This window comes from Thiorhodococcus minor (assembly GCF_010820565.1).
In the GTDB taxonomy this organism is placed as follows: Bacteria; Pseudomonadota; Gammaproteobacteria; order Chromatiales; family Chromatiaceae; genus Thiorhodococcus; species Thiorhodococcus minor.
In genome coordinates this window covers 1-21,510 of the sequence record NZ_JAAIJQ010000072.1, presented here as the reverse complement: position 1 = coordinate 21,510, position 21,510 = coordinate 1, and the positions used below count along the sequence as shown (strand labels likewise).

The 21,510-nt window shown below is 65.7% G+C and carries 19 protein-coding genes; 6 read left to right on the top strand and 13 right to left on the bottom strand.

What is annotated here, in order from left to right:
* Positions 1–135: 135 nt before the first annotated feature.
* The 6 genes from G3446_RS19555 to G3446_RS19530 all read right to left on the bottom strand — a co-directional run bounded on the left by G3446_RS19555 (position 136) and on the right by G3446_RS19530 (position 6,293).
* The gene (locus G3446_RS19555) at positions 136–555 is read right to left on the bottom strand and encodes an arsenate reductase ArsC (RefSeq protein ID WP_164454567.1); all 420 of its coding nucleotides are present in this window, start codon (positions 553–555) and stop codon (positions 136–138) included.
* Positions 556–583: 28 nt separating this feature from the next.
* Positions 584–1,531: an MBL fold metallo-hydrolase gene (locus G3446_RS19550; RefSeq protein WP_164454565.1), complete on the bottom strand. Its 948-nt coding sequence runs from the start codon at positions 1,529–1,531 to the stop codon at positions 584–586.
* 62 nt (positions 1,532–1,593) lie between these two features.
* Complete coding sequence (locus G3446_RS19545) at positions 1,594–1,947, bottom strand: metalloregulator ArsR/SmtB family transcription factor (protein ID WP_209262518.1); 354 nt, start codon at positions 1,945–1,947, stop codon at positions 1,594–1,596.
* A gap of 474 nt (positions 1,948–2,421) precedes the next feature.
* Complete coding sequence (locus G3446_RS19540; RefSeq protein ID WP_164454563.1) at positions 2,422–4,671, bottom strand: cytochrome c3 family protein; 2,250 nt, start codon at positions 4,669–4,671, stop codon at positions 2,422–2,424.
* Between the two features lie 255 nt (positions 4,672–4,926).
* Entirely contained in the window at positions 4,927–5,076 is a 150-nt protein-coding gene (locus tag G3446_RS19535; protein WP_209262517.1) for a hypothetical protein, read from the bottom strand.
* A 401-nt stretch (positions 5,077–5,477) separates the two neighbouring features.
* A complete protein-coding gene (locus G3446_RS19530) occupies positions 5,478–6,293 on the bottom strand; it encodes a DUF2092 domain-containing protein (RefSeq protein WP_164454562.1) in 816 nt (271 codons plus the stop codon).
* Positions 6,294–6,616: 323 nt separating this feature from the next.
* Between G3446_RS19530 and G3446_RS19525 the strand changes: the two genes are divergently transcribed.
* The 3 genes from G3446_RS19525 (at position 6,617) to G3446_RS19515 (ending at position 11,999) form a co-directional block, all read left to right on the top strand.
* Positions 6,617–8,779, top strand: a complete 2,163-nt coding sequence (locus G3446_RS19525; protein WP_164454560.1) for an HAD-IIB family hydrolase — start codon at positions 6,617–6,619, stop codon at positions 8,777–8,779.
* A 78-nt stretch (positions 8,780–8,857) separates the two neighbouring features.
* Positions 8,858–9,754 carry a PfkB family carbohydrate kinase gene (locus G3446_RS19520; protein ID WP_164454558.1) on the top strand — a complete coding sequence of 299 codons (897 nt, stop codon included), beginning with the start codon at positions 8,858–8,860 and terminating at the stop codon, positions 9,752–9,754.
* A gap of 271 nt (positions 9,755–10,025) precedes the next feature.
* Positions 10,026–11,999, top strand: a complete 1,974-nt coding sequence (locus G3446_RS19515; RefSeq protein WP_164454556.1) for an alpha-amylase family glycosyl hydrolase — start codon at positions 10,026–10,028, stop codon at positions 11,997–11,999.
* Between the two features lie 725 nt (positions 12,000–12,724).
* On the opposite strand, the gene G3446_RS19510 is transcribed toward G3446_RS19515, so the two are convergent.
* The 5 genes from G3446_RS19510 to G3446_RS19490 all read right to left on the bottom strand — a co-directional run bounded on the left by G3446_RS19510 (position 12,725) and on the right by G3446_RS19490 (position 16,319).
* Positions 12,725–13,081 carry an HVO_A0114 family putative DNA-binding protein gene (locus G3446_RS19510; protein WP_164454554.1) on the bottom strand — a complete coding sequence of 119 codons (357 nt, stop codon included), beginning with the start codon at positions 13,079–13,081 and terminating at the stop codon, positions 12,725–12,727.
* A gap of 745 nt (positions 13,082–13,826) precedes the next feature.
* The gene (locus G3446_RS19505; protein ID WP_167757094.1) at positions 13,827–14,291 is read right to left on the bottom strand and encodes a MerR family transcriptional regulator; all 465 of its coding nucleotides are present in this window, start codon (positions 14,289–14,291) and stop codon (positions 13,827–13,829) included.
* A gap of 2 nt (positions 14,292–14,293) precedes the next feature.
* The gene (locus G3446_RS19500; RefSeq protein WP_164454551.1) at positions 14,294–14,518 is read right to left on the bottom strand and encodes a hypothetical protein; all 225 of its coding nucleotides are present in this window, start codon (positions 14,516–14,518) and stop codon (positions 14,294–14,296) included.
* A gap of 84 nt (positions 14,519–14,602) precedes the next feature.
* Positions 14,603–15,580: a cysteine synthase A gene (cysK, locus tag G3446_RS19495; RefSeq protein ID WP_164454549.1), complete on the bottom strand. Its 978-nt coding sequence runs from the start codon at positions 15,578–15,580 to the stop codon at positions 14,603–14,605.
* A gap of 52 nt (positions 15,581–15,632) precedes the next feature.
* A complete protein-coding gene (locus G3446_RS19490; protein ID WP_164454547.1) occupies positions 15,633–16,319 on the bottom strand; it encodes an RBBP9/YdeN family alpha/beta hydrolase in 687 nt (228 codons plus the stop codon).
* A gap of 315 nt (positions 16,320–16,634) precedes the next feature.
* Here G3446_RS19490 and G3446_RS19485 point away from each other — a divergent pair, with 315 nt between their 5' ends.
* From G3446_RS19485 to G3446_RS19475, 3 genes are all read left to right on the top strand, one after another.
* On the top strand, positions 16,635–17,741 hold the full coding sequence (locus G3446_RS19485) for a ribonuclease T2 family protein (protein ID WP_164454545.1): 1,107 nt from the start codon (positions 16,635–16,637) through the stop codon (positions 17,739–17,741).
* Between the two features lie 161 nt (positions 17,742–17,902).
* Complete coding sequence (locus G3446_RS19480) at positions 17,903–18,640, top strand: sulfite exporter TauE/SafE family protein (protein WP_164454544.1); 738 nt, start codon at positions 17,903–17,905, stop codon at positions 18,638–18,640.
* Between the two features lie 154 nt (positions 18,641–18,794).
* The gene (locus tag G3446_RS19475) at positions 18,795–19,736 is read left to right on the top strand and encodes a CysB family HTH-type transcriptional regulator (protein ID WP_164454542.1); all 942 of its coding nucleotides are present in this window, start codon (positions 18,795–18,797) and stop codon (positions 19,734–19,736) included.
* An 85-nt stretch (positions 19,737–19,821) separates the two neighbouring features.
* Here the strand turns inward: G3446_RS19475 and G3446_RS19470 are convergent, their stop codons facing one another.
* Together G3446_RS19470 and G3446_RS19465 are read right to left on the bottom strand one after the other, a co-directional pair.
* The gene (locus tag G3446_RS19470; protein ID WP_164454540.1) at positions 19,822–20,232 is read right to left on the bottom strand and encodes a hypothetical protein; all 411 of its coding nucleotides are present in this window, start codon (positions 20,230–20,232) and stop codon (positions 19,822–19,824) included.
* A 59-nt stretch (positions 20,233–20,291) separates the two neighbouring features.
* Positions 20,292–21,125, bottom strand: coding sequence for a hypothetical protein (locus G3446_RS19465; protein WP_164454538.1), 834 nt, complete (start codon positions 21,123–21,125; stop codon positions 20,292–20,294).
* Positions 21,126–21,510: the final 385 nt, after the last annotated feature.

The window sequence follows — 21,510 nt, the reverse complement described above, 5'->3', positions numbered from 1 at the left end:
TGAGCTGGGCCGCGCCCGAATCCTTCGGCGGCAGCCTACGAATAAACAAAGTGTAGGGTGGACAAGCGCAGCGCCGTCCACCAACGGCGGAGTGGCATTCGGTGGACTTCGCGCTCGCTCGTCCACCCTACCGAGCTACTGAGCCAGCCGCGCCTCGCGCACGGCGGGGACGAGCCGGGCACGGATCTCGTCGCGCACGCGGATGAAGGACTCCAGCGGCTCGCCGTGCGGATCATGGAAGGGCAGATGCATCTGGCGCACCGGACGCGGAAAGACCGGGCAGGTCTCCTTGGCGTTGTCGCAGACTGTGACCACCAGGTCGATGGTTTCTTCAAGCACGGCATCGACGTCTTTCGGGGAGAGGCCGTCCGTCGGCAGACCGGCATCCGCCAGCGCCGCAATGGCGCCGTCCGCCACCTTGGGCTGGGGCCGGGTCCCGGCGGAGAGGGCGCGCACCTGGCCGGCCAGGTCGTGGTTGAGCAGCACCTCGGCCATCTGCGAACGGCAGGAGTTTCCGGTACAGAGGACCAGGACGGTCTTGGGCTGGGTCGACATGGGAGATTCCTTGGCTGTTGGCTGAGTCTCAGTCGGCGCCCCGCTCGAAGTCGAGATAGGCGCGGTTGATGTTGGATTTGTGCAAGGCATCGAAATTCTCGAGGCGACTGAACTGCGGGGCCTCCGCGAGGCGCGCGACGACTTCGTCCAGCGGCTCCCAGTCCGCCTGGGCCGCCCCGACCTCCGCGACCAGCCAGTCGAGATAGTCACCCGTGTCGCGCTGGGCCTTGGCGAGATCCCCGACACCACCATGGCCAGGCACCAGGACCTCAGGCTTCATCGCCTCCATTCGATGGAAGGCCGCCTGCCATTCCCGGACCCGGCTCGCGGGCAGCACCCCGAGCAAACGATCCAGATAGACCAGATCGCCGGTGAAGAGGATGCGCTGCGTCGGCAGCCAGACCAGGGCATCCCCCGGAAAATGGGCGTTGCCCAGATACAGCAGCTCGATCTGAGCGCCCCCGAGCGCGAGCGACGCCTGATCGCCAGGCAAGGGCTTGCTGGCCGTCACGGGCTCGGTACCTTCCAGACGATCGCCAAGCACGGCGCCCAGGCGCCTGAGATGCGGCCCGCCGAGGTCGGCTTGAGTCTCCACCGTGCGCCGCAGCGCAATGATCTCGGCACCCTGCTCGGCGAAGTAGCCGTTGCCCAGCCAGCGATGGTCCTGGCTGCCGGTGTTGATGACCCAGCGGATCGGCGCCTCGGTCACCGCGCGGACGGCATCCTCGATCCGCGTCGCGCCCGCTCGGGATGCACCCGAGTCGATCAGCACCACGCCCTGCTGCGTGACGATGAAGCCGAGATTGCAGTTGAGCGCATCGTTCTCGGCGGTGCGCGGGCCGGTGGGGCCGATGAGGGCGTAGACATCCTTCGCGACCTCGACCCGTTTCAGATCGGCGGCGCTGACCAAGGTCACGCCGAGGAGAAGCCAACATGCGGTCAGGACCGGAAGCCATCTCTGAATCGAAGGAGTCATGATTACCTCTTGCCTGGGGCTTGCCTGATACCTTGAGAAAGAAGCCGCATCGATCCCAAAGCTCAGGCACAGCGAGCCGCCGAGGGCCGATTGGGCATGGTCGATAGGGCCTGGTCGTCGTCGGTGAAGGGCGCCTGGTCCGCCACGCCGGCGGCGGTTTCACGCAGCACCGCGACCACCCAGGCCGGAAGCTCCGGGTGGATGCGGTAGTGGACCCAGAGTCCAGCGCGCCGGTCCGCGACCAACCCAAGCTCGCGCAGCTGTGCCAGGTGGCGCGAGACATGCGGTTGCGCCGCGCCTGTCGCATGGGTGAGCTCGCAGACACAGAGCTCGTCATGGCGCAAGAGCAGCATGAGGCAGCGCAGACGGATGTCATGCGCGAGCGCGGCGAAGAGGGTGCTTGGGGTGATCGTCATGCGCAAAAACATACGCGAGACGGAATATATCTTCAACCGCATATAACCGCCGTCCGCTCGAGGCGAGCGGAAGCAAGCATGGCCTGCAGTCTTGGCGCCGGATGACGCAGCAGACGCATCGACCTAGAAAGAGCTGCCAGCCACCAGCAGCCAGCTCAGAGCTCTGTTTCGGAGCTGCTTTCAGGTCTTCGCTGAGTCACCCAACGGGTGAGCGGCTGATCGGCCAAAAAATCCGGCAACTGTATGATATTCCTCCGCTGGCGGCTGGGAGCTGACTGCTCCAATTCGGATCAAAGACGCCGAATGGAAAGTGCCCTGGAGGGCGAGCCCTTGGCTCCACCCGATGTTGCAGGAAGGGGTGACGCTGGGCGTGTTGACCTCCAGGTCAACAGGTGTCGGCCTGGAGGGCGACACTCCCAGCACGGATGGCGCCCAGGTCAATGCTGGGAGCGCAACGCAGGTTGGGATGCAGTCCTAATCGAGGGCCTTGAGCCGCGCGGCATAGTCGCCCGCGGCATCCTGATTGCCCGCCTTCTGATTGAAGGTGACCAAGGCCACGAGGATGTCGCGGTCCTCTGGATGCGCCTGGAGGGCCCGCTCCAGGATGGCTATGGCCTGCTCGACCGCCCCGGCCCCTTCGACGGCGAGGGCGTAGACATAGGGATAACGAGCATTGCCGGGCTCCAGCTCGGCCGCGCGCCCGAGCGCCGCCACCGCCTTGGCCAGATCCTTGTCGCGGATGTGCAGGAGACCCAAGGCATAGTGGAGACTCGCATCGTCCGGCGCGGCCTTCAGCCCCTGCGCGAGCACGGCCTGGCCTTCGGCATCGCGCCCCAACGCCCGATAGAGATCGGCGAGGTTGACGTAACCTGGCGCGAAGCTGGCGTCGAGCCGGATCGCGGTCCGATAGGCCTGCTCCGCCGCCTCCGGGCGGTTCGCCGCGACATCCACCAGACCGATATTGAGGTGCGACTCGGGCCGCTCGGCATTGACCAGTTGGGAGGTGCGATAGACATCCAGCGCCGCCTCCAGGCGCGCCTTCTCACCATCCGGGATGGGCATGGCCGCGAGCGGGGCCAGGGTGCGCGCCGCCTCGAGCCGCACGGACAGAATGGGGTCCTTGAGCAAGGGGAGTCCGAGCTGCATCAGGGTCTGAGGATTCGTGGTAGCCAGGTAGCGCAGAGCGGCGGCGCGGACCAATGAGTCCGGGTCTCCAAGCAAGCGACCCACGGTCAGCATCTGGGCGGGATCCGCAAACTGCCGCAGCAGATCGACCGCAGTCGCGCGGGCGATGCCAGGCTGAGCCTCGTCGCCCGCGAGCGCGAGCAGCTTGTGGTCGGCTTGCGGCAGACGGGCGCGGCCGGCATGCAAGGCCTCGCCATAGTGCGGCCGCGCCGTCGCCGCCGTGCCGTACCAGTCCTCGTAGGCCTTGACCGCCCACTCCGTGGGCTGATCCACATGGCAGGCATTGCAGGCGTTCGGGCTGCCCGTCTCCAGCGTCAGATCCGGCCTCGGGATGCGCAGGCTGTGGTCGGCGCGCGCGTCGATGACCATGTAGTTGCGCTGAGGCATGTGGCAGGCGATGCAGGAGGCGCCGGCCGATCCCTCGGCATGGTGATGATGCGACTCGGCGTCGTAGCGCGAGGTCGGATGGCACTGGGCGCAGACCTGATCGCCATCCGCCTTCAGCTTGAGGCTGTGCGGGTCATGGCAGTCCGAGCAGGTCACGCCCTGCGCGTACATCCGGCTCTGGAGGAAGGAGCCGTAGACATAGACCTCGCCTTGGATCTGGCCGTCCGGGAAGTAGAGCCCTTCTTCGAGGAGCGCCAGCCGGTGGCTGTCACCCAGCGGCTGGCCATCGACATACTGATCGCTGATCTGGCCGCGCCTGGAGTGACAGCGGGCGCAGAGGTTGATCTGAGCTCGCGCCTTCCGCGGGACGGAGCGGCGCGGCAACTGCGTCTGCGGGTCGATCACCCAGTGACCGCCGTCGCGATCCGCCAGGTCGACCGCAAGCCCCTTGGTCACGTTCCACAGGGGCTCCCGGCCCTCACCCGCCGTTCTCGCCTGCTCGACATGACGCGCGCCCGGTCCGTGGCAGGCCTCGCAGGCGACGTCGATCTCCGACCAGGTGGTGTTGAAGCTGTCGCTCGCGAGGTCGTAGCCCTTCTTCAGATTGGTGGAGTGACACTCAGCGCACTGGTAGTTCCAGTTCTGGTCCCGGCCGGTCCAGTGCAGGACATCATCGTGGTCGATCGATGCGTCGGGATAGAGATGAAACCAGCGCTGCCCGCCGTCCGCCTCGGCGCGGCTATCCCAGGCGATGCCCAGGCTCTGATATCGACCACCGGGGAAGGGGATGAGATATTGCTGCAGCGGCCACCAGCCGAAGGTATAGGCGACGGGATAGTCGTGCAGCTCACCGTCCGGCCCCTCGGTGCGCACCATGAAGGTGCCGTCGCGCTTGAAGAAGCGGGAGGTGACGCCCTGGGCGGTGAATGGCGTGTCATTGAAATCGCCGAGCACGGTCTCGTCGGTCGCCTCCGCCATCGCGAGGTCGTGATAGGAGCCGCGCCAGGCATCCAGCTCGGTGTCGTGGCATTCGGCACAGGCCTGGCTGCCGACGAATGATGCCCCAGGCTGGTCAGCCGCCCGTACGGCCTGCCACAAGGCAAGCTGGATACAAACAGCGGCGCAGAGGAATGGGAGACTAGGAAATCTCAAGGGAGCTCCTTTCCGCCTAACGACGGGACCGGCTTCGCTGAAACGGCACCCCGAAGGCCATGGCTCCGGGGCGGCATCCGATGCCGAGGGTCATCTGCACCTGGACAGTGGTGCAAGCGCCCGCTGGCGATTGCCGGAAATTGGTCTACCAGGTGGCGCAGGATTGAGGCCCGCCTTCAAGGAGCGCCGGTAGGCGCGACACAGAAGGCGGGCGTCAAGACAAGCCAGATGGTATGAGAATTGACCGAAATCGCCTCAGTACGGGGGCTCGACCACGACGTACTCGACGCTGGAGCCATAGTAGCGCGGCTTGTACCAGGTCGATCCGCAGCGCTCGTAAGTGAGGCCATCGACGATCACGCGCGTACAGGACGGTGGCAGCGAGTAGACGATCGCGCCGATCACAGCTGCCGTCGTCGCGATTGCCGCGGCCGTCCCGATCGGATGGTTCCAGCGTGGATCGGCGACGCGCGGCGGCGGTGGTGGTGGAGGCCGATGACCACCACCTCGAGGCGGCGGCCGGGTGCCAGCGCCAGGCGGCGGGCGCTGACCGCCGGCCGGAGGTCGCGCCCCGCCGGGAGGACGGTGGCCGCCTGGCGGACGGGCCGCCCCACCCGGCGGGCGGCCTGGCCTAGCGTGACCTCCGCCTCCAGGTGGCCGCCCCCCATGGACGGCGGACCGCGCATGGCCACCGCCACCGCGCAGTCCGCGCGCATCCGAGATCTCGGCCGGGACCAGGCTTGCGCCGACCACGACAAGGGAGGTGAATGCGACGATGAGGCTTTGCTGGCTGAAGACGCGCATGCTCATTCCCCCGCTGGTGTTGTCTGGACCTGCCCCTGAGCGAGGATCTCGATCGGTCGATCCTCCTCGGTGGGCGCAAAGGCGAAGACCGAATCGGCGGGCTTCGCTTCGGTATTCCAAGTCATGTCGGCCACGAACTGTGGCGCGCCTGGCTCTTCCTTCGTGGTGATCACGTAGCGCAGCGGCAAAGGCGCGGTGCCCTGAGCGATCCAGATCTGCCAGTCGACCGCGGGCTGCCGAAAGGCGTAGTGATCCGTGAGCTGCCCGCGAATCTTGCTGGTCCCGACCCACATAGCCTTCTGGATGTCGGCACCGGATGCCGCGTCCGTGCCCCAGTAGAAGAGATCCTGGAGGGGGATCTCGATCCCATAGGTCTCGTTCAGCTGGGTCAGGAGCTCGCGAATCGTCGGCGGGGCCTCGACGGTCGCGTAGAAGCGGGCCTCCGGGGAGACGATGGTGAACTGCTTGCCGTCGTAGAAGACGACGCGCGCCTTGCGGTCGGTCTCGATCTCGGCGCGCAGACGATCCGGACGGCGCACCTGGAGATCGACCGTTTTGTTGAGCTGGATCTTCTGGCCGTCCTCGAGCACCTCGTCGATTCGATCCTCGGCCTTCAGCTCGAACGCTGTGAGCGTCCGCAGATAGGCCCCCATGCGATCGAGCGCCTCCAGCGCGGCTTGATCGATCTCTCCTAAGCTCTCCTGCAGGGCGCCCTCCTGTGGGACGCCTTCACCCGCCTGGCCTTGAGCCAGCGCGGGGCCTTGGAGTGCCAGCCAGGCGAGGGCAAGCACCGTCGAGCCAAGCAATCTCAGAGTCATGTCAGCAGCCTCGCTTCGCATCTGTTCTGAAGATCCCTCCTCCCTAGAGCCGCCCCAGCCTCGGCAGACTGACGCGCGAGGGGCCGTTCCAAGCGGCACGCAAAGGCCGCGTCACCGCTGGATCGCTTCAGCTTAGCGCAATTGGCGATGGCCGTCCGGGAGGCCGGAATCACCGGCCAGGACACCCGGGATACCTACCAGCGAGCGCGCCGATCACCGACTCCCGCAATTTGGAATCGGGCTCAGACTCCTATACCTTAGAAACGCAAACCAGCGCGATCGTGCGGCTCGCGGATTCTAGCCGGACACGAGAGGCCCAGACGATGTATATCCTGTTACTAAGCACTCACGGCCTGATCCGAGGCCACGACCTGGAGCTTGGACGCGACGCCGACACCGGCGGCCAGACCAAGTACGTCGCGGACCTCGCCCGCGCGCTCGGGGAGCGCGAGGACGTCTCGCAGGTCGATCTCGTGACGCGGCGGGTCGTCGACCCGGCGGTCAGTCCCGATTACGCCGAGCGCATCGAGCCGCTGAGCAAGAAGGCGCGCATCGTTCGCATCGACGCCGGACCGGAGGAGTACGTTCCCAAAGAGCAGCTGTGGGACCATCTCGACAGCTTCGTCGATAACCTCGCCGCATTCCTCCACGAGGAAGGCCACTGGCCCGACATCGTGCACAGCCACTATGCGGATGCGGGCTATGTCGGTGTGCGGCTGGCCAGCCTGATCGGCGCCCCCCTGGTGCACACCGGACATTCCTTGGGGCGCGACAAACGCCAGCGACTCCTCGCCGCCGGCCTGGATAGCGATGAGATCGACGCCCGCTATAACATGCTGCGGCGGATCGACGCCGAGGAAGCTGTGCTGGCCAGCGCGGAGCTGGTGATCACCAGCACCCACAACGAGATCGAGGAGCAATACGGCCTCTACGATTACTACATCCCGGAGCGCATGCGGGTCATCCCGCCCGGCACGGATCTCAAGCAGTTCCGCCCGCCGAGCCCGAAGGAGAAAATTCCCTTCGCCAAGGAGGTCGAGCGCTTCCTCGACGCCCCGAGAAAGCCGCTCATCCTCGCCCTGTCGCGCGCCGACCACCGCAAGAACATCGTCGCCTTGGTCGAGGCCTATGGCGAATGTCCAGAGCTCCAAGAGCGGGCCAACCTCCTGATCGTCGCCGGCAACCGCGACGACATTCGCGACCTCGACGAGGGCGCTCGCACGGTGCTGACCGACCTCCTCATCACCATCGATGCCTACGACCTCTACGGCAAGATCGCCATGCCGAAGCACCACAGCGCGGAGGAGGTGCCAGCGATCTACCGGCTGGCCGCTCAATCGCAGGGTATCTTCATCAACCCGGCGCTGACAGAGCCCTTCGGTCTCACCCTTTTGGAGGGCGCGGCAACGGGCCTGCCCCTGGTGGCGACCGAGAATGGCGGCCCCGTCGACATCATCGGCAACTGCGAGAACGGTCTGCTCGTGGATCCACTGGACCGCGGTCAGATCGCCGACGCCCTGCTCGAGATCCTAGACGACGCCGACACCTGGCAGGCCTTCTCCGAGCGCGGACTCGCCGGCGTCCGCAAGCACTATTCCTGGGAAGCGCATGCCGCGACCTATCGCAGCCTCCTCTCGCCGCTGACCGAAAAGACCGAGCAGATCCCAGACACCCCGCCCATGCGCCGCGCCATGGTCTACCGCGACCGCGCGCTCTTCACCGATCTGGATCAGAGCCTCCTCGGCGATCAAGAGGGTGTCGAGCAATTCGTGGAGATGATGCGCCGGAGCAAGCGCTGCTCGAACTTCGGCATCGCAACCGGCCGCCGTCTGGATTCCTTGCTCGCCGAGCTGAAGAAGCATGGCATCCCTGTGCCTGACGTCCTGATCACCAGTCTCGGGACCGAGATCCATTACACGACCCGCCTGGTACCGGACGACTACTGGAACGACCACGTCGACCACCTCTGGAAGCCGCGCGCCGTGCGCCGCGCCCTGGCCGATGTGCCAGGACTGGTGCCCCAGGGGAAGACCGAGCAGAGCCGCTTCAAGATCTCTTATCACTATGACCCCTCGATCGCGCCCTCGGTCGACGAGATCTCGACCCTGCTGCGCACCCGCGAGCTAACCGTCAACGTCATCCACGCCTTCGGCCAATTCCTGGACATCGTTCCCGCACGCGCCAGCAAGGGGCTCGCCGTGCGCTACGTCGCCCATCGCTTCGGCATCCCGCTGGAGCACGTGCTCGTGGTCGGGGGCTCGGGCGCGGACGAGGACATGATGCGTGGCAACACCCTCGCCGTCGTGGTCGCGAACCGACATCACGAGGAGCTCTCGCAGCTCTCCGAGATCGACAATATCTTTTTCGCCCAGCAGGCCCACGCCAAGGGCATTCTCGAGGCGATCGACCACTACGATTTCTTCCGCTCCTGCCGGGTGCCCGTGCCGAGCGAGACCGAGGAGCCGGCCCCCGTCGATGAGACCTAGGGCAGACACGCAGCCGCTCGCTCGTCACGCCAAGGGCGACCCTTGAGAGCGGCATCCAGACAGCGAGGACAGTGAACCGTGGACAAACCCGCAATCTGCGTCTTCGGCGAGGTTCTGTTCGATTGTTTCCCTGACGGTCGACAGGTCCTCGGTGGCGCCCCCTTCAATGTCGCCTGGCATCTGCAAGCCTTCGGCGCCGCCCCCAGCTTCGTCAGCGCGGTCGGAGACGACCCGGAAGGCCAACAGATCCGCGCGAGCATGGCCGATTGGGGCATGGTCACGACCGGACTGCAGACCGACCCGGACCATCCGACCGGCCGCGTCCAGGTCAGCCTGGAGAATGGCGAGCCGAGCTATGACATCGTCCCCGACAGTGCCTACGACTTCATCCGCACGCCGAGCGAGACCGCCCCCGTCGCGCTCCTTTACCACGGGACCCTGGCGCTGCGCCAGCCGGTATCCGAGGCCACGCTGACGAGCATCAAGCGGTCCGCGCCGGACCTGGTGTTTCTCGACGTCAACCTGCGCGCGCCCTGGTGGAGCTGGGACAAGACGGTCGCCTTGGTGACGGACGCGGACTGGGTGAAGCTCAACGCGGACGAGCTGTCCTTGCTCTCCGGCGCCCAGGCCGCCTCCGCACGACCGACCCTCGAGCTGGCGCAAGACTTCCTGGAGCGCCACGACCTCAGCGGCCTGCTCGTGACCCTGGGGAGCGAAGGCGCACTGGGTCTGTCCAAGGGCGGCGACCCCATCCAGGTCGCTCCCAAGCCGGCGCTCAACGTCATCGACACGGTCGGAGCGGGCGACGCCTTCGCCGCCGTCACCATTCTCGGCATCGTTAGCGGCTGGTCTCTAGACAGAACGCTCGACCGTGCGCAATCCTTCGCCTCTAGAATCGTCGAGCAGCGCGGCGCGACCCAGGCCAGCCCAGATCTCTACGCACCCTTCGTCGATCAGTGGGGTCTTGCCAGCTAGCCAGCGCAGCCGAATCCGTGCATCACAGCACCTACGGGGTGTCACCCGGACGGCTCGGCGATGAAGGCAGCCCCCAAAGCTGGGGCGGGATTGTCCTTGCGGCAATCGACCCAAGCTCGATCTCTGAGCAAAGGCGACGCAAACACCCCCCTAGCAGCCAATCCACAGGCGACGCGCAAGCACACCCCGGGTGTCGCTCGGACGGCGCGATGAGCGGCCTTCTTCCGAGGCGCTCGGGGCTCCCACGCCCCTCCCCTCAACTGGAGTCTTCATGTACGAACAGGTTTCACACGCACTGCTGAACGACATCCTCGATGACCTCAGTCATCAAGTCGTTCGTGAGGACCTGCGTCATTTCTACACCCGCCTGGGCGCCAATTTCTACGCGATCCACTCGCTGTTCGAGCACCTCTACGGCCATCGCGAGGACTTCAAGGAGCAGATCACCAAGCTCACCGAGCGTCTCGCGCGCGCCTATATCGACCGCCCCGAGAGTCTCCGCAGCATCGACATGGAGCGCGAGGAGAACCACAACTGGTTCCTGAGCCAGGAGTGGACCGGCATGGCACTCTACCTCGACGGCTTCGCCGGCAACCTCCAAGGCCTGACCAAGCGGCTCTCCTATCTGCAAGAGCTCGGCGTGAACATGGTCCACGTCATGCCGATCCTACGCTGCCCACAGGGCGCCAGCGACGGCGGCTATGCGGTGAGCGACTTCCGCAACATCGACCCGCGCGCCGGCTCGGTCGACGACATCTCGGAGCTGACCGAATCCATGCACAAGCGCGGCATGCTGCTGACGCTCGACGTGGTCGTCAACCACACCTCCAACGAGCATGAATGGGCACAAAAGGCCTGCGCCGGCGACAAGACCTACCAGGACTTCTACTACGTCTTCCCCAACCGCGACGTCCCGGACATGTTCGAGGAGACCATGCCCGAGATCTTCCCGGAGACCGCCCCCGGCAACTTCACCTGGAACGAGGAGATGCAAAAGTGGGTGATGACGGTCTTCAACAACTACCAATGGGACCTGAACTACTCCAACCCCGCGGTGTTCATCGAGATGGTGGACATCGTCCTCTTCTGGGCCAACCACGGCGCCGACGTCCTGCGCCTGGACGCCGTCGCCTTTCTCTGGAAGAAGATCGGCACCACCTCCCAGAACGAGCGCGAGGCTCACCTCATCCTGCAGCTCCTGAAGGACTGCTGCCAAGTGGTCGCACCCGGCGTGCTCTTCATCGCCGAGGCCATCGTGGCCCCTTCGGAGATCATCAAGTACTTCGGCGAGGACGCGGTCATCGCCAAGGAGTGCGAGATCGCCTACAACGCCACCTTCATGGCCCTGCTCTGGGACGCGGTCGCGACCAAGAACGCCAAACTGCTGAACCAGGGCATCAAAAGCCTGCCGCACAAGCTCGACCGCGCCACCTGGCTGAACTACGTCCGCTGCCACGACGACATCGGCCTGGGCTTCGACGACGCGGACATCCGCGCGTGCGACTATGACCCTTATGCCCACCGCCACTTCCTGATCAAGTGGTTCACCGGCGCCTTCGAAGGCTCACCGGCGCACGGCCGCCCCTTCGGCGTCAACCCCAAGACGGGTGACGCCCGCATCTCTGGCGCGCTGGCCTCGCTGGCCGGATTGGAAGCGGCGCTCGAAGCCAATGACCAGGAGGCGATCGACCACGCGGTCAGCCTCATCCTGACGATGCACGGCATGATCATGTCGTTCGGTGGCATCCCGCTGATCTGGTACGGCGATGAGATCGGCACGCTCAACGACAGCTCCTTCCTGGACGACGCGAGCAAGGCCGGCGATACCCGCTGGATCCACCGCCCGCGCATCGACTGGCGCCGGGCCGAGCGCCGACTCCAGCAAGGCACCGTGGAGCAGCGCCTCTTCGACGGACTCAAGCGCATGATCGCGGTGCGCCAGAGCACGCCGGCCTTCGCGGACTTCAACAACCGCGAGCTGGTCGACGTGAGCAATCCACACCTCTTCGTCTTCCTGCGCACGCACCCGACGATGCAGACCAGCTCAGTGCTTGCCGCAGCCAACTTCGATGCCAATCCGCAGTACCTGGACCTCGACGAGCTCAGCCACCGCGGCATCTTCCGCTATGGCCTGCTGCAAGACATCATGACCGGAGACTCGCCCGCCATCTTCAACAACAGGGTCATCATCCCACCCTTCCACTTCTACTGGCTGGCGAACCAACGGGCAAGGTCGATGCTTTGAGGCGAAACGGCTCTGAGCACATGCGGTCATCGGCCAACGACATCGCGATCTCCAAGCCGTCGACAGATGAGCTCGCTCACGGCGGCGGCGAAAGCGCGCGGCACGGGCCAATGAGCCGAAATGGAGCAGTCGGCGTCCAGCGGAAGGAGACCTCATCACCCCGACCGGCTCGTCCGCCATCCCGAGAGCATTCGACACCGAGGCGTCGATCATCGTTTCGGCCAGTTGTCTCCCGTCGGGTGGACAAGCGCAGCGCAGTCCACCAACGCCGGCGCGGGATTCGGTGGACTTCGCTCTCGCTCGTCCACCGGCCGGGCTGATGACCAAGGCCGACACCGAAGGCCTCGGCGAAGCAGACCGCTCGCCACCCAGAACGGCAACGCAAGATCCTCGATGAAAGGCCAGGGAAAGGATCGCAGCGGTGAAGGATGCGTCAGAGTGGACTGGCGCAATCGCCTCGCCAGCGGTCAGTCAGGAAGCTCCCGTCGGCACCGCCGCAACGCCGCGCATTACTCAGTGATATCCCAGAGAAACGGCGAGCCGCAAAGCGACCACCAGCTTTTCAGCGCTCGGCGTGAGCGCTGTCCCGTTAGCGGAAACTCACATCCGACGGCTAACCGGAAGGACTCGGCCAGTGCCGGTTACTCGCCTCCATTGCTCCAGCGTCCGGTTTGATCAGATATGCAGTCAGTGTCGAGCGCGAGTAGGTCAGCAGGCTCTCGCCATCAGGCCGCATCGCGAATGCCGGCATGGATCAGGATTTCGTCGTAAGGAGCCAGGAGCACGCCATCGTTGCCACGCTCCAGGAGACCAAGCTCGACCAGCTCGGTGACATCCCCATGCACGTTCTTGTAGTCACGCCCGAGCGATTGGGCGAGCTGGCGAACGTTGAGCCCTTCCTGCGACGCCACATGGCGCAAGAGCTCCAACCGCTTCTCGGTAATCGCCGAGAACAGCTCCCGAAGGCTGCCGAAGGCGAGCCGAGGCCTCGTATCCTCGCCGGCTTCAGCCTGCTGCCAAGTGCTTGCGAAGGTCTGCAAGGCCGCTTGGGGGCTCAGTACACTGATCTCGATTCGGTTCATTCCCACCTCCAGCCGGCGAGCCGCACGCAGTCATTTCGGAAATCGGCCAGTAATTGCTCCACGGAAAGGAGCCCATAGGGCTCCTCCCGCGCTTCGCAGTGGCGATGGTCGCCCTTTCCAGCCTCGTTGTCTTAGCGCACAACGCAGGCCCCGATACGGCCGCAAAACAATCGGTATTTCAGACCTTGGGGTCGATCCGGAGTCGTGGCTGGCAACGCCCAGATGACCATTTCGCAGATGAGGTCACCCTGGCGGACCTTGTAGCGGAAGAGCTGACGCGCCTTCATGACATAACAGCTTGCCAGATCCAGTTATGGCATTCCACACCATAATGTAAGTTGCTTCTTTGGCCCACGAGTCGACTGACGGCGATCGCCGAGCCTGCGATTCAGTCAACAGATCGAAGACATCGTGCACATTCCGGAGCACATGATGGAATGCGAGGAGCGTCCGGTGCTCGCCGGACTGCGGTGGCTGAGGCGGTCGGATGGAGTGACCCTTACGGGTCGGGTCGCAAGGGGTCATCCGAACGAACAAGAAAGGCGACTGCTTTGGCCGGCCAGGTTCGCGATGTGCGTTGACAGCGGTGCGCATAGCGGCCGCAGAGTCGATATGCCTGGTCGACGCCTGCATGAATTGCTGAAGCTGCCCAAGATTCGCGGCCATGGCTCTCTCCGTGTCTAGCGGACGTGATGGCCGCGCGACTCGACCTGTCGATGCTGGTCGCAACCAGCCGCACCGACCTTCAAGCTACAGGTCGCTCATCCCAGACCACCCGCATGACGGCGCTAGCCTGCCTGGCGGCACTGATCTGGCAGTGATCGCACTCCGAGCGGACGGGCGCGCGACTGCAGCCGTGGCAGCCTTGCAGAAAGGCTTGGGCGCGCTCGATGTCGGCGCGCTGCTCGGCGATGGCCCGCGCCTGGGCGTCGAGCTCGGCATCCATCGCGCGCAGCAATGCGGCGACCTCGCGGCTTGCGGCATCGCCCGTCTGGCTGGCTGAGCGGATACCGGCCAGCTGCGCCAGACGCTCCAGGGAGAATCCAAGACGGGTGAGCGCAAGCAGGGCCGCGAAGCGTGCCTCGTCCTCCGCGTCGTACTGGCGCGTACCGCCTGGCGAGCGGCGCGGGTGGAGCAGACCCTGCTCCTCGTAATAGCGCAGGGTCCGCACCGTGGTGCCCAGCCGCTCGGCGATCGCGCCGATCTTCATGGTCACAGATCGACCAGCCTGGCCTGGTAGCCCTGCTCCTTCACGGCCTTCAGCACCAGGTGCCGCGGCGCCTTTTGTGGATCCGCGGCACAGAACAGGAGGTGAGGCTTGTCGGACGCATGGGGCGGGGCTTCGAGACCTAAGCGCTGCTCCAGGTGATCGAGGAGTGCCTGACGCGCTTCAGAGTCCAGCAGCTCCTCAATGTGCAGCATGACATCGCGAGACATGAGTCGATCCTCGAAGATAGCCAGTGAAGACTCATATCTAACGCTCACGTTAGATTCATGTCAAGCAGCGACGCTCACGGCCCCTCAGAGCGGACGCCCGACCTCGTCAAACTGACCCTCGAAGAGCGCCGAGCTCAAGTAGCGCTCGCCGGAATCCGGCAGGATGACGGCAATCGTCTTGCCGGCATGCTCCTCGCAGTGGGCGAGACAGGCCGCGGCTGCAACCGCGGCACCGCTGGAGATCCCGGAGAGGATGCCCTCCTCGCGCGCGAGGCGCAGGGCGTACGCGATCGCGGCCTCGTTGGAGACGGTCTCGATGGCGTCGATCAGCGAGAGATCCAGGACCTCCGGGACGAAACCGGCACCGATGCCCTGGATCTGATGTGGCGCGGGCGTCAGCGGCTCGCCCGCGCGGGTCTGGCTCAGCACCGGGCTTGCCTTCGGCTCGACGGCCACCGAGAGGATGGGCTTGCCGCGCGTCTGCTTGAAATAGCGGGTCACGCCCGTGATGGTCCCGCCCGTGCCGACGCCGGCGACGAAGATGTCGATCTCGCCGTCGCTGTCGTCCCACAGCTCAGGTCCGGTCGTGGCCTCGTGGATGGCCGGGTTGGCGGGGTTCCTGAACTGCTGCAAGAGTAGGTAGCGTTCGGGATCCGAGGCGGCGATCTCTTCGGCCTTGGCGATCGCACCGCTCATGCCCTTGGCGCCTTCCGTCAGCACCAAACGCGCGCCATAGGCCAGAAGCAGCTTGCGCCGCTCCAGGCTCATGGTCTCCGGCATGGTCAGGGTCAGCGGAATCCCGCGTGCCGCCGCAACGAAGGCCAGGGCGATGCCTGTGTTGCCGCTGGTCGGCTCGACCAGCTCCCTGCCCGGGCCCAGCTGGCCCCGCTGCTCCGCATCCCAGATCATGCTCGCCCCGATCCGGCACTTGACCGAATAGGCCGGGTTGCGACCCTCGATCTTCGCCAGAACGCGCGCCGGCGCCCCGTCTGTGACGCGATTGAGCGCGACCAGTGGCGTGCGGCCAATGGATCGCGCGTTGTCTTCGAACCATCTCGGCATTGAATGCACCTCAGAACGACTCTGTTGCTGCCCCGGACAATGATCGCCGCGGTCAGCCCGCGACCGCCAGCCGCCGAGGAACGGCTCCCGAGCCGGACCAAGCGGCGTGCTCGCCCCCGGCCCGCGCCAGGACCTGAGTCGGAGCCGCCAAGCCTTTGGCCTGGGCCTCCTTGAAGGCACGCAGCAGGGCCAGCACTTCCGGCCAAGGACCGAAGCCGGCATCCTCGTTGATATGCCCGGCCTGGCCAGCGTGGGCGACGGCGCTGCCCCAGCGATCCGCCCAGTAGGCGACCTTCGCCGGCTTCATCCAAGGATCGTTCGCGCTCGCAACGATCAGGCTAGGAAAGGGCAGCAGGTCCTGCGGCAGCGCCGAAGCAATCGATTGCCCGCCGGCCTCCTCGCGCAGCCCGTCAGGGGAAAAGCGCTCGGGATCGCCCGGCGCCACCAGCAGGACGCCAGCGATACGCGAGCCTGCCCGGCTCGCAGCGGTCACGGCGGCGAGGCAGCCGAAGCTATGGGCGACCAGCCACACCGGGCTGGTGGCATAGCGAATGGCCACCCGAACCGCATCGGACCACGCCGAGAGCCTGGGCCGAGCCCAGTCGATCCCGGAGACCCGGCGCGCATCCGGCAGCTCGCGCTCCAGCCAGGTCTGCCAATGGCCGGAACCGCTGCCCTGGTAGCCCGGGACGATGAGGGTGGAATACTGAGGAAACTCGAGAATGTTGGACGTCGGCATGGCGGCACTCGCTCCTTTGGTGTTGTTCTAGTACGCGACCGGATCGACTCGGATCGGCGCGCATGGAGAGACGATAGCCGTGATCTGCGCGAACGAAAAAGAATATGTGCGCATGAATTTATAACTTCAGGCGATAAACACTCGGATGCGCTGTAGACACCCGGCACAGGTGTGCGCCGTGGCGGAAGAGGTCGCGACCGACATCTGCCGCCCCGTCCTGACGTGGCGACGCACCGAGCCTCCAGGCACACTAGGCGCCCCAAGCCCATCTGGATTGGGCGTTTCGAAATCGACCCCCGCGCTTGGAGGCCTACTATGAGATACCCCACCCTGAGAGATCTCCACCTCAGATACCCCGCCCTTGTCGCCGCTCTGCTGCTCGCCACGGCCTTCGCCATGCCGGCGCAAGCCCGCCAAGTCGGCCTCGACGGCTACTTCATCGCCCTATCGGACTGCGAGGCAACCAAGAAGAAGGACCGCGACAACCCAGGCAACGTCCGGCTAGAGTTCAGGCATGCCTATGACGTCATCGCCCGCAACGCGACTCCAGGCACGCACTACCAGATCCAAGTCCCGGGTGCGCCCGTGACCGAGGCACGCTGGGTAGCCATGCGCTGCGGGGCTTTCGCCTCCTCGGCGAGCCTGGTCCAGCAGGAGGACTCACCGGCTCCGGGCGGCGGCGCTCCCACGGAGCCGTCCAGCGCACTGCCGCCCGACAGCATCGAGTATGTGCTAGCGGCAACTTGGCAGCCCGGCTTCTGCGCGACCGCCGCCGGGCAGGGCAAGGCAGAATGCCAGTCGCAGACCTCCGAGCGTTACGACGCGACCCACTTCTCGCTCCACGGACTATGGCCGGACGACCTGGACGATACGGCCATCTTCCCCTGCTACTGCGATCGCGGATCGCCGATCAAGTGCTCGTCGAGCCAGGCGCGCGACACCAGTATCGATCTGTCCCCAGAGGTAATGGAGCGGCTGAGGGTCGCCATGCCCGGCGTGCGATCAGGCCTGCATCTGCACGAATGGCCCAAGCACGGGTCCTGCTACGAAGACGATGAGACAGGGCCGGACGCGAACGCGACGCCGGACGAATATTTCACCGAGGCCATGGCGGCCCTCGATGCGCTCAACGCCTCCCCTGTGCGCGACCTCTTCGCATCCCACCTGGACAGCATCCTGACGCGCACCCAGATCGAGGAGGTCTTCAACGACGCCTTCGGCAACGGGGCGGGCGAGCGCATCCAACTGCGCTGCACCAAGGTCACGGGCGAGAACATCATCACCGAGCTGTGGATCAGCCTGAAGGGCGACATCAGGACCCCGGCCGACTTGGAGAGCCTCATCCAAGCGGCGCCGCCAACCTCGATCTCCGCCAATAGCCACAGCTGCTCGAGCGGGCGTGTCATCGAAGTGATCAGATAGCCAGTGCTCGGATCGACTGGATCGGCGACACGGCCGAAAGGGGGATCGCGGCGTCATCAGGGAGCATGACCGCGGCCCCCTCGCCGATCGCTCCCTCCCCCGCCGGCCAGCCAGCGTTCGATCGACAGGAGCCCGCACCATCCCAGAAGGTCCCCGACGCAATGCCAGACGTCACCGTCCTTCCCATTCTCCTGCTCGCGGCATTCGTGCACGGCGCCTTCGGTTTCGGCTTCCCCATGGTCGCCACACCTCTGCTGGCGCTCTTCATGGACATGCGCGCGGCCATCCTGCTGACGCTCATCCCGACCGTCAGCATCAACCTCGCCAGCATCTTCTCCGAGCGTCACTGGCGCGAGGCGCTACGCACCTTTTGGCCGGTCCCGACCTTCACCATCGTCGGCAGCTTCATCGGCACTCAGGTGCTGCTCGCGGTCGACCCCGAGCCCTTCCGGCTCTTGCTCGCGCTCGTCCTCGTCGCCTATCTGGTGACGGACAGATTCCATCGCGCCGAGCGCGAGCGGCGCGCGCCGACCTGGGCCCTCGCACTGCTGGGGCTCGCGCTCGGATTGCTGGCGGGTCTCGTCAACATCTTCGCCCCCGTCCTGGTCGTCTTCGCGCTCTACACCAGGATGAATCCAACCCTCATGGTCGCGGCCTTCAATCTGAGCTTCGTGACCAGCAAGTCGGGGCAGATCATCGGCTTCGTCAGCAACGGGGCCTTCGATCTCACGACGCTGAGACTGAGCTTGCTGATCCTGCCGGCGGTGCTGGCTGCGCTCTGGATCGGGATCCGCTTGCGCCGGCGGATAGAGGTCGACACCTACAGACGCCTGCTGCGCTGCGCGCTCTGGGCGATGGCGGGCCTGCTGATCGCTGACTGGCTCTGGACAGCCGACTGACCCTTGCTTCCGCGGTGGAGCGAAGCGATCGGTGATAGGCTCGGACACGGCCGGACCCCGTTCCCAGCTGCAGAGCGGCGCTGCGCGGCGGCCGACGCCGACCTCGCAGCATCGCCCGCCGAGCGGCCCGAGACACGTCCACCGGACACCTTGCATGAACCTCCAACAGCTGCGCTACATCCACGAAGTGGCCCGCCAAGGACTCAACGTCTCCGCGGCGGCGGAGGCGCTTTTTACATCCCAGCCCGGCGTCTCCAAGCAGATTCGCCAGCTAGAGCAAGAGCTGGGGATCAGCATCTTCGCACGGCAAGGGAAACGCCTGATCGCCATCACCGAGCCTGGCCGGGAGGTGCTTGCCATCGCGGCGCGCATGCTGGGGGACCTGGACAACCTCAAGCGGGTCGGCGCTGAGCTCAGTGCCGAAGCCGCAGGCAAGCTGGGCATCGCGACCACGCACACCCAGGCCAGGTACGTCTTGCCGCCGGTCATCCAGGCGTTCATCGAGCGCTACCCGGACGTCGCGCTCTCGCTGCAGCAGGGCAATCCGCCCCAAGTCTGCGAGCTCGTGAGATCTGGCGCCGCGGACCTGGTCATCGCCACCGAATCGGTCTCCGACTATGCCGAGATCTTGAGCCTGCCCTGCTACGAGTGGAATCACTGCGTCATCGCCCCGCGCGAGCATCCCATTCTCGACAGCCAGCCGCTCAGCTTAGAAGCGATCGCGCGCTGGCCCATCGTCACCTACGACTCCGCCTTCACCGGCCGCAATCAGATCAACCGCGCCTTCCAGAGCCACGGCCTAGAGGCAAGGGTCGTCCTCACCGCGCTGGACGCCGACGTCATCAAGACCTACGTGCGGATGGGACTCGGCATCGGGATCGTGGCCCGCATGGCCTATGATCCGGAGATGGACCTCGGCCTGGGCATGACGGACGCTAGCCACCTCTTCGACTCCAGCGTCACCCACCTCGGCATCCGCCGCAATGCCTGGCTGCGCGGCTACACCTACGACTTCATCGAGCTCTTCTCACCCCAGCTGACCCGCAAGGTCATCGACTTGGCGATGCAAGCGGGCGGCAGCGACTACGCCATCTGACCCGGACTCGGCGATGCCGCGTCGCGCATGTCCTAGGGCGGACAAGCGCAGCACAGTCCGCCGGCGGCGCCGGATCCAGGGCGCGTCAGCCGCCTTGGATCTCGACGTCCTGAGGATTGCCGGCCGGGTCGTAGCTGACCCGGAACACGATGAAGTCCTTGCTGGACATGAAGCCCTCGATCGGATAACCGACGACATTCCAGATGCCCAGGGTAGCGACGGAGAGCACGCCGTGGGTGAAGGAGCGCAGCGTCGATCCCTTCTTGCGGCGGACCTGATAGATCTCTTCGAGCGAGCCGTCCGCTTGGGGGGTGCTCTTGAGGATCTCCCCACCGTAATCGAGCAAGCCGACGAAACAGCTGCGCGTCTCGCATCTGCCGACCTCCTTCTCGGTCGCCCCGGCCTGCTTCGATGCCTTCTTGGAGGCAGGTCCCACGCATGCGGCCATACCGACGACCAAGGCGAGGGCGATCAGGAGCGCCAAGAATCTACGCATGGTCGATCTCCAGCTCTGACGGCGAAGGACGCCGTTCGCGTGACTTGCGGAACGAGACATCAGAAGTCGAAGGTGATGCCCGTGGCGATGCCCTCCTGGCGAACGTCGTACAGGAAATCGTCTTCCTCGTAATCGACCTTGACCCAGCGGTAGCCCAGGGTCGTGGAGATCCTATCGGCGAAGCGATACCCAAGTCCGACGAAGATGTCCGCGGTGATGTCGGAGGCGATCCCTAAGCCGCCGACATAGGCCCATCCGCGCGCGAAGACCTGGGGGCCGAGGTCGATGACCCCGCTGGCGCCGATGATCGGATCGACCCAGGTCTCGTCGCTCGTGATCCGGCGTCCAGGGAGCAGGCCATCCGAGAGCTTGAGGTCCGTCTCCACCGACCAGAGGCGCGCGCCGCCACCCAGGCGCAGGCTCATGCGCCCGTCGTCGACCACCAAACAGCTCGCGATGGCGGAGACGACCAGACTCGTGGAGCGCAGCGTCTCGCGACCGAAGAGAGGGGTGAGCGAGGTGCTCTCCGCCTCGGTCTCCACGTACTGGAGGTCGGCGGCGAGTCCCAGACGGCCCTTGGTCGCGTTGAAGAAGACCATGCCGGAGGGCCTCAGGTCGTCGAAGATGTCACCGAAGCTCATATCGACGTCGGCCGCCGGCAGTCCAGGAAGCGTACCGGTCGTTCCCTCGATGCCGGCCGCCCAGAGGTAGGGCGAGACCGAAAAGGCCCAGTCGTCGCCTTGCGCGACCCCGAGGGAGCCTTCGCCGGTCGCCGGATTGGCCGCGACGCACGCCCAGAGCGCGAGTGCCGTTCCAGCCCAGCTGGAGCGGGCCCTGCCCAGCCGCCCCGGAGGAGTGACATCGAAGTGCTTGTGCTCGGGGGCGTTGCTCATAGGCTGCGGGTCCATATGTTTGCGGCGGTGTGATCGTCGTCGAGCTGAGGCGGAGGGCAAGGCCAGGCCGTTCGGCAGCCCGAGCCGCCGTGCTCGAGCCCACGCGGTCAGCGTCGGAAGACAACTGCTGGACGGATTCTAAGCCTAGCCGGAGATCAGAGGCCGCACCTGTCATCTGGTGCCAGCCGGCCGCGGCGACTACCTTTGCAGCTAGGCCCGCCCCATTGAGGACCGACCTGATGCTCGACAACATCCCATTGCCGTCGATCCCGGTCGCTCGGGCGCGCATGCTCGCGCCCTGGTTGGCCCAGGTGCAGAGTCTGGGGGCACCGGCCGAGGCCTTGTTGATCCGCTCCGGCATTCACCCCGACCTGCTAGCGCACCC

Coding starts and splice junctions, on each gene's coding strand:
- G3446_RS19555 (WP_164454567.1), bottom strand. CDS start 555: ATGTCGACCCAGCCCAAGACCGTCCTGGTCCTCTGTACCGGAAACTCC.
- G3446_RS19550 (WP_164454565.1), bottom strand. CDS start 1,531: ATGACTCCTTCGATTCAGAGATGGCTTCCGGTCCTGACCGCATGTTGG.
- G3446_RS19545 (WP_209262518.1), bottom strand. CDS start 1,947: ATGACGATCACCCCAAGCACCCTCTTCGCCGCGCTCGCGCATGACATC.
- G3446_RS19530 (WP_164454562.1), bottom strand. CDS start 6,293: ATGACTCTGAGATTGCTTGGCTCGACGGTGCTTGCCCTCGCCTGGCTG.
- G3446_RS19525 (WP_164454560.1), top strand. CDS start 6,617: ATGTATATCCTGTTACTAAGCACTCACGGCCTGATCCGAGGCCACGAC.
- G3446_RS19515 (WP_164454556.1), top strand. CDS start 10,026: ATGTACGAACAGGTTTCACACGCACTGCTGAACGACATCCTCGATGAC.
- G3446_RS19510 (WP_164454554.1), bottom strand. CDS start 13,081: ATGAACCGAATCGAGATCAGTGTACTGAGCCCCCAAGCGGCCTTGCAG.
- G3446_RS19505 (WP_167757094.1), bottom strand. CDS start 14,291: ATGAAGATCGGCGCGATCGCCGAGCGGCTGGGCACCACGGTGCGGACC.
- G3446_RS19500 (WP_164454551.1), bottom strand. CDS start 14,518: ATGTCTCGCGATGTCATGCTGCACATTGAGGAGCTGCTGGACTCTGAA.
- cysK (WP_164454549.1), bottom strand. CDS start 15,580: ATGCCGAGATGGTTCGAAGACAACGCGCGATCCATTGGCCGCACGCCA.
- G3446_RS19490 (WP_164454547.1), bottom strand. CDS start 16,319: ATGCCGACGTCCAACATTCTCGAGTTTCCTCAGTATTCCACCCTCATC.
- G3446_RS19485 (WP_164454545.1), top strand. CDS start 16,635: ATGAGATACCCCACCCTGAGAGATCTCCACCTCAGATACCCCGCCCTT.
- G3446_RS19480 (WP_164454544.1), top strand. CDS start 17,903: ATGCCAGACGTCACCGTCCTTCCCATTCTCCTGCTCGCGGCATTCGTG.
- G3446_RS19475 (WP_164454542.1), top strand. CDS start 18,795: ATGAACCTCCAACAGCTGCGCTACATCCACGAAGTGGCCCGCCAAGGA.
- G3446_RS19470 (WP_164454540.1), bottom strand. CDS start 20,232: ATGCGTAGATTCTTGGCGCTCCTGATCGCCCTCGCCTTGGTCGTCGGT.
- G3446_RS19465 (WP_164454538.1), bottom strand. CDS start 21,125: ATGAGCAACGCCCCCGAGCACAAGCACTTCGATGTCACTCCTCCGGGG.